This is a genomic window from Nocardioides sp. (genome assembly GCF_024509035.1).
Classification (GTDB): Bacteria; Actinomycetota; Actinomycetes; order Propionibacteriales; family Nocardioidaceae; genus Nocardioides.
Genome location: NZ_JANINT010000122.1, coordinates 1 through 6,662 on the forward strand (window position 1 = coordinate 1; position 6,662 = coordinate 6,662).

At 72.9% G+C, this 6,662-nt stretch carries 4 protein-coding genes; 3 read left to right on the forward strand and 1 reads right to left on the reverse strand.

Annotation, left to right across the window (positions count from 1 at the left end; all coding sequences use genetic code 11):
* Positions 1 to 161 precede the first annotated feature (161 nt).
* A complete protein-coding gene (locus Q0L15_RS10200; RefSeq protein WP_296604099.1) occupies positions 162 to 2,306 on the forward strand; it encodes a molybdopterin-dependent oxidoreductase in 2,145 nt (714 codons plus the stop codon).
* On the opposite strand, the gene Q0L15_RS10205 is transcribed toward Q0L15_RS10200, so the two are convergent.
* On the reverse strand, positions 2,266 to 4,413 hold the full coding sequence (locus Q0L15_RS10205) for an MMPL family transporter (RefSeq protein ID WP_296604101.1): 2,148 nt from the start codon (positions 4,411 to 4,413) through the stop codon (positions 2,266 to 2,268). The two genes, Q0L15_RS10200 and Q0L15_RS10205, sit on opposite strands and share 41 nt — an antisense overlap.
* Positions 4,414 to 4,581: 168 nt before the next feature.
* Between Q0L15_RS10205 and Q0L15_RS10210 the strand changes: the two genes are divergently transcribed.
* Both Q0L15_RS10210 and Q0L15_RS10215 read left to right on the forward strand, forming a co-directional pair.
* Positions 4,582 to 5,766, forward strand: coding sequence for a sensor domain-containing protein (locus Q0L15_RS10210; RefSeq protein ID WP_296604103.1), 1,185 nt, complete (start codon positions 4,582 to 4,584; stop codon positions 5,764 to 5,766).
* A complete protein-coding gene (locus Q0L15_RS10215; RefSeq protein ID WP_296604104.1) occupies positions 5,694 to 6,359 on the forward strand; it encodes a response regulator transcription factor in 666 nt (221 codons plus the stop codon). The genes Q0L15_RS10210 and Q0L15_RS10215 overlap by 73 nt, the downstream gene beginning before the upstream one ends.
* Positions 6,360 to 6,662 lie beyond the last annotated feature (303 nt).

A 6,662-nucleotide genomic window follows, 5' to 3' on the forward strand; every position in this document is an offset into this window, starting at 1 on the left:
CCCGTGCCCGGCAAGGGCAGCGGGATCTTCTACCACACCTCCAAGCCCGGGCACCGGTGGGCGCCGACCGCCGGCTGCACCCAGGTCGGCAACCCCCGGCAGATGCGCTGGCTGCTCACCTGGTTGCGGCCCGAGGCCGCCCCGCGGATCGTGCAGGGGCGGTGACCGGGGTGGAGAAGAAGCTGGGCGTCTGCAACCTGTGCGAGGCGATCTGCGGTCTCGAGATCACCCTCGAGGACGGGCGCGTGACGGGGATCCGCGGGAACCCGTCGGACCCGCTGTCGCGCGGTCACATCTGCCCCAAGGGCACGGCGCTCGCCGACGTCCATGCCGACCCCGACCGGCTGCGGCGCCCGGTGCGGCGGGTCGGTGACACCTGGGCCGAGATCGGCTGGGACGAGGCCCTCGACCAGGTCGCCGACGGGCTCGCACGGGCGATCAACGACCACGGTCGCGACGCGCTGGCGATCTACCTCGGCAACCCCAACGCCCACAGCCTGGGCTCGCTCACCCACGGCACGGCGATGCTCAAGTCGTTCCGGACGAGGAACAAGTTCAGCGCCACCTCGGTCGACCAGCTGCCCCACCAGCTCGTCGCCCACCTGATGTACGGCCACCAGCTGTTCCTGCCGATCCCGGACATCGACCGCACGTCGTACTTCCTCGTGGTCGGGGCCAACCCGATGGCCTCGAACGGCTCGCTGATGACCGCGCCCGACTTCCCGGCCCGGTTGCGCGCGCTCGACGCGCGCGGCGGCCGGATGGTGGTGCTCGACCCGCGCCGCACCGAGACCGCCAAGGCCGCCCACGAGCACGTCTTCGTCCGCCCCGGCACCGACGCGCACCTGCTGCTCGCGATGCTCCACGTGCTGTACGACGAGGAGCTGGTCCGTCCGCCGGGCTACATCGAGGGGCTCGACCGGGTGCGTGATGCGGTCGGCCCCTTCACCCCGGAGCGTGCGGCGGAGGCCACGGGGGTGGCGGCCGAGGACATCCGGCGGATCACCCGGGACTTTGCCGCGGCCGACGGCGCGGCGGCGTACGGCCGGGTCGGTGTCTCGACCCACCCGTTCGGGACCGTCTGCCAGTGGGCGATCCAGCTGCTCAACCTGCTCACCGGCAACCTCGACCGCGCCGGTGGGGTGCTGTTCACCAGCCCCGCGATCGACGCCGTCGGAGCGGGCCTGATCGGGCGTGGCCACCACGGGCTGTGGCGCAGCCGCGTGCGGGGGTTCCCGGAGTCCGGCGGCGAGCTGCCGGTCGCGGTGCTGCGCGAGGAGATCGAGACCCCGGGCGAGGGCCAGGTCCGCGCGCTGCTCACCCTGGCCGGCAACCCGGTCTCCTCCACCCCGGACGGCGGTGGGCTCGACCGGGCGCTGGCGGGCCTGGACTTCATGGCGGCCGTCGACATCTACGTCAACGAGACCACCCGGCACGCGGACGTGATCCTGCCGCCGACCACCGCGCTCGAGCGCGACCACTACGACCTGGTCTTCCACCTGCTCGCGGTGCGCAACACCGCCCGGTTCACCCCCGCGGTGCTGCCGCCCGAGGACGGCGCGATGCACGACTGGCAGATCTACCGCGAGATCGTGCGCCGCACCCAGCAGCGGCTGGATGCCAAGCTCCCGCTGCGCAAGCGGCTCCTGCTCCAGACCCGGCTCGCCGTCAGCCCGACGCGACAGATCGCGCTGCTGCTGCGGCGCGGCTCCTCCGGGGTCACGCTGCGCGACCTGCGGCGCCACCCCGAGGGCGTCGACCTCGGGCCGCTGCGGGCCGGCCAGCTCCCTGGGCGCCTCCCCCGCCGCGAGAAGTGCATCGACGCCGCACCCGACCTCGTCCTCGCGGACCTGGAGCGGCTCGCCGCCGTCCCCGCGCCGGAGCCGGGCGGCCTGGTGCTCATCGGCAGACGTCACCAGCGTGACAACAACTCCTGGATGCACAACACCACCCGGCTCACCAAGGGCCGGGCCCGCCACCAGCTGCTGATGCACCCCGACGACCTCGCCGAGCGCGGCATCGCCGACGGCGCGCTGGTCGAGGTCAGGTCGCGGGTCGGCAGCGTCGAGGTCGAGGTGCATGCGACCGACGACGTGATGCGCGGCGTCGTGAGCCTCCCCCACGGCTACGGACACCGCCGGGAGGGCGTCCGCCTCGCACAGGCGGTCGACCTCCCGGGGGTGTCCATCAACGACCTCACCGACCCCGAGCTGCTCGACGTCTCCGGCAACGCCGCGTTCAACGGCGTACCGGTGGAGGTCCGGGTCAGCGACCGGACAGCACGTACGCCGGATCCGGTTCGCTGATCTCGACGCCGCGGGGACGCTCGGGGCGTCCGGGCCACCAGGACCGCTCGCCCAGCAGCACCAGGATCGCCGGCAGCATCACCAACCGGACCAGCGTCGCGTCCAGCAGGATCGCCGCCGACAGCCCGACACCCATCATCTTCATCTCGATCATGCTCAGCGTCGCGAAGATCGCGAACACCGAGACCATCACCGCGGCGGCGCTGGTGACCACACCGGCGGTGTCGGTGATGCCCTGCTCGACCGCGAGCCGGGTGGGCAGGCCGCGACGGACGTGCTCGCGCACGCGGCTGAGCACGAACACGTGGTAGTCCATCGACAGCCCGACCAGCACCACCAGCACGAACAGCGGGATCCAGTCGATCACGAACCCCGGTGTCGTGAAGTCCAGGGCCCCGTGGAACCACCCGTGCTGGAAGACCAGCGTGACGACGCCGAACGCGACGCACACCGAGGCCAGGTTGAGGACGGTCGAGACGCCGGCGAGCACGATGCTGCGGAACGTCGTGACCATGATCAGCATCGTCAGCAGCAGCACGAACCCGATCACCAGGCCGAGCCGGCCCTGCTGGTGCTCGGCGAAGTCCAGGTCCTCGGCGGCCCAGCCGCCCACGGCGTGCTCGCCCCCGAGGTCGCCGAGCGCGGCGGGCACCAGGTCGTCGCGCAGCTCGCGCACGGCGCCGTTCACCCGTTCGTCGGTCTCGATGTAGGGCATGCCGAGCACGACCAGCGACGTCGTCCCGTCGGCCGAGGTCTGCACGCCGCGCCCCGAGGCCACGAAGTGGCCGGTCGCCACCGCGCGGTCCGTGAGGTCCTCGAGCGCCGCCTCGACGGCGGGCTGCGACGCGGCGTCGCCCCTGACCACGACGTTGGCGCTGGCACCCTCGTCGGCCGGGAAGCTCACGCTGATCGCCTTGACGGTCTGCACCTCGGGGATCGAGGTCGGCAGCGTGTCGAGCGTGGCGGAGTGGGTCTTCATCCCCAGCGCCGGCACGGCGAGGCCGACGACGACCAGGCAGGACAGCCCGAGCGCCACGAGCGGGTGCCGCACCACCGGGCCGAGCAGCCGACGGCTCAGGCCGCCCCGGCCGATCCGCCGGTTGAGCCGCCACAGCAGCGGCACGCGCGGCCGGTCGGACCAACGCCCCAGCTTGACCAGCAGCGCGGGCAGCACGGTGATCGAGCCCAGCACCGCCACGGCGACCACGACGATCGAGCCGATCGCGAGCGAGCTGAACGTCGCGTCGTCGACCACGAACAGCCCGGCCATCGCGGCGATCACGGCGCCGCCGGAGACCAGGATCGAGTGCCCCGAGGTCTGCGCGGCCACCTCGACCGCGTCCAGGGTCGTGCGGCCCTTGGCCCGCTCCTCGCGCTCACGCTTGAGGTAGAACAGCGAGTAGTCGACGCCGACCGCCATCCCGATCAGCACGATCATGCTCGAGGTGGTCTGGTCGGACGGGATCAGGTGCGACAGCGGTGCCATCACCCCGATCGTCGCCGCGACGCTCGAGACCGCCAGCAGCACGGGGATGCCGGCAGCGATCAACGCGCCGAAGGCCAGGAGCATCAGCGCCAGGGTCACCGGCAGGCTCGTCGTCTCCGCCGAGCCGAGGTCGTCGCCGACGCGCTCGTTGATGGCGTCGTCGATGGTGACGTCGCCGGCCTGGCGGATGCGGAGTCCGTCGTACTGCGCCTGCACGTCCCGGACCGTCTGCTGGAGGTCGGTCACGTCCTCGCTGTCGCGAGCCAGCTCGACCGACACCAGCATCGCGCTGTGGTCGGGGCTCCACTGCGGGTCGCTCACCCCGGCGACGTGCTCGGCATCCCGGGCGGCCGACGCCACGGCGTCCGCGGCCTGCTCGGCGGCCGCCGGGTCGAGGTGGTCGCCCCGGGCCGTGATCAGCACGTTCTCGGTGTCCGGCTGGGTCAGTCCGGCCTCGGTGACCATCGCGTCCGCACGACCCGACTCCCCGACCCGGTAGTCGGCGTCGGTCGTCTCCTGGGTCGGGATCGCGACCGCGCACCCCACCGCCACGGCCAGGAACGCCAACCACGCCAGGATCGCGCGCCAGGGGTGCTCGGCGCTCCAGCGCGCCGCTCTCATCGGTACTGCTGTCAGTGGATTGCCCATGGCCGTCTCTCCTGGGTCCGGAAGGTGTCGTTGTGCCTCCAGCCTCGGGTCGCACGGGCGCGCGGTCAGTAGCGCAGGGACCCCGCCCGAGGTGGTGCCTGCACCACTGCGCGAGGCGGGCGTTCCCGGGAGGATGGGGGCGTGAGTCGCCTCCGTCTGACCGGGTACGCCGTCGCCCAGTTCTTCCTCGCCATCGCGCTGCTGGTGCTCGCCGTGCTGTGGGTGGTGGGCGGCGTGCTCGTGGTGGTCTGGGTCGGGCTCGGCCTGCTCGCCGGCACCCTCGCAGCGACCCGGTGGATCGCCAACGCCCACCGGTCGATGGCGGAGAAGGTCCTCGGCCAGCCGGTGCCGGTGCCCTACCGGCCGCTGCCGCCGGGCGGGTTCTTCGACAAGGCGCGGGTCGTCGTCGCCGACCCGATGACCTGGCGCGACCTCGCGTGGGTGTTCATCGCGCCGGTCGTGGGCCTGGTGGTCTCGCTGCTCGTGCTGATCCTGCTGCTCGGCGTCGCGACAGGCTTCATCTGGTGGTTCGTGACGCCACCGCTGATGACGGCCCGCGCCTACTTCGACAGGTTCTTCCTCGCCTACAGCCGCACCGAGAGGCTCGAGCAGCGGGTGCAGGTGCTCACCGAGAGCCGCGCCGATGTCGTCGACCACTCGGCAGCCGAGCTGCGCCGCCTCGAGCGCGACCTCCACGACGGGGCGCAGGCGCGGCTGGTCGCCCTGTCGATGAGCCTCGGCATGGCCGACGCGGCGTTCGAGGACGACCCCGAGCGGGCCCGCCAGCTGGTGCAGGACGCCCGGAGCACCACCGCGGCCGCGATCGGCGACCTGCGCTCGGTGGTGCGCGGCATCCACCCGCCGGTGCTCGCCGACCGCGGACTCTCCGGTGCGGTGGCGGCCATCGCGCTCGACATGGCGATCCCGGTGCAGGTCGACGTACGCCTCGACGGGCGGCCGCCCGCCCCGGTGGAGGCCTGCGTCTACTTCGGGGTCGCCGAGTGCCTGGCCAACATCGGCAAGCACGCGGGGGCCGCGAACGCGTGGATCACGATCACCCACGACGGCGGGGTCCTGCGGGCCGTGGTCGGCGACGACGGGCGCGGCGGCGCCGATCCGGCTTCCGGCGCAGGTTCCGGCACGGGTTCCGGCACCGGCATGCTGGGGGTGATGCGCCGGCTCGCGGCCTTCGACGGCACGATGTCGGTGTCGAGCCCGGCCGGCGGGCCCACCCTGATCACGCTGGAGGTCCCGTGCCCGCTGTCCCCGACACCGGACTCCGGCTCGTCCTCGCCGAGGACCACGCCCTCCTCCGGGCCGGCCTGATCCAGCTGCTCGAGGGCAACGGGTTCACGATCCTGCACGCGGTCGACAACGCCCCCGCCCTCGCCCAGGCGCTGCTCGACCCCGACGCCGACGCAGCCGTGCTCGACGTACGCCTGCCGCCGACGCAGACCGACGAGGGCCTGCGGGCCGCGATCGAGGTGCGCGCGGCCCGGCCGGGCTTCCCGGTGATGGTGCTCTCGCAGTACGTCGAGCAGCTCTACGCCCGCGAGCTGCTGGCCAGCGGGGTCGGCGCGATCGGCTACCTGCTCAAGGACCGGGTCTCCGACGTAGCGGAGTTCGTCGACGGCGTGCGCCGCGTCGCGGCCGGGGCGACCGTCCTCGACCCCGAGGTCGTCGCGACCGTCATGGCCCGGCGCCGCGACGAGCCGCTGGACCGGCTCTCACCGCGCGAGCGCGAGGTCCTCGGCCTGATGGCCGAGGGCCGCTCCAACGCCGCGATCGCCGCCCACCTCGGGGTCACCGAGAAGGCCGTGGCCAAGCACATCAACAGCATCTTCACCAAGCTCGACCTGCCCATCGACGAGGACGACCACCGCCGGGTGCGGGCCGTCCTCGCCTGGCTGCACGTCTGACCGACGTTGAGTCGGGACTTCTGACGGTCGAGTCGGGAGTTCTGGCAGCGCGGCCGACGTCAACTCCCGAATGGACGCGCAGAAGTCACGATTCGACGTGCAGAAGTCACGACTCAACGGGGGGGAGTCAGCCCAGCAGCAGCGCGCGGACGGCGTCGCGGGCGGAGGCGGGGTCGGTGGCGGCCAGGGCCACCTCGGCGGCGTCCTCGCACAGGTCCATCGACACGGTCGCGAGCCGCGCACCGACGGGCCGGACGGCCGCGGCGGCCATCGACAGCGAGGTGATGCCCATGCCGACGAGCA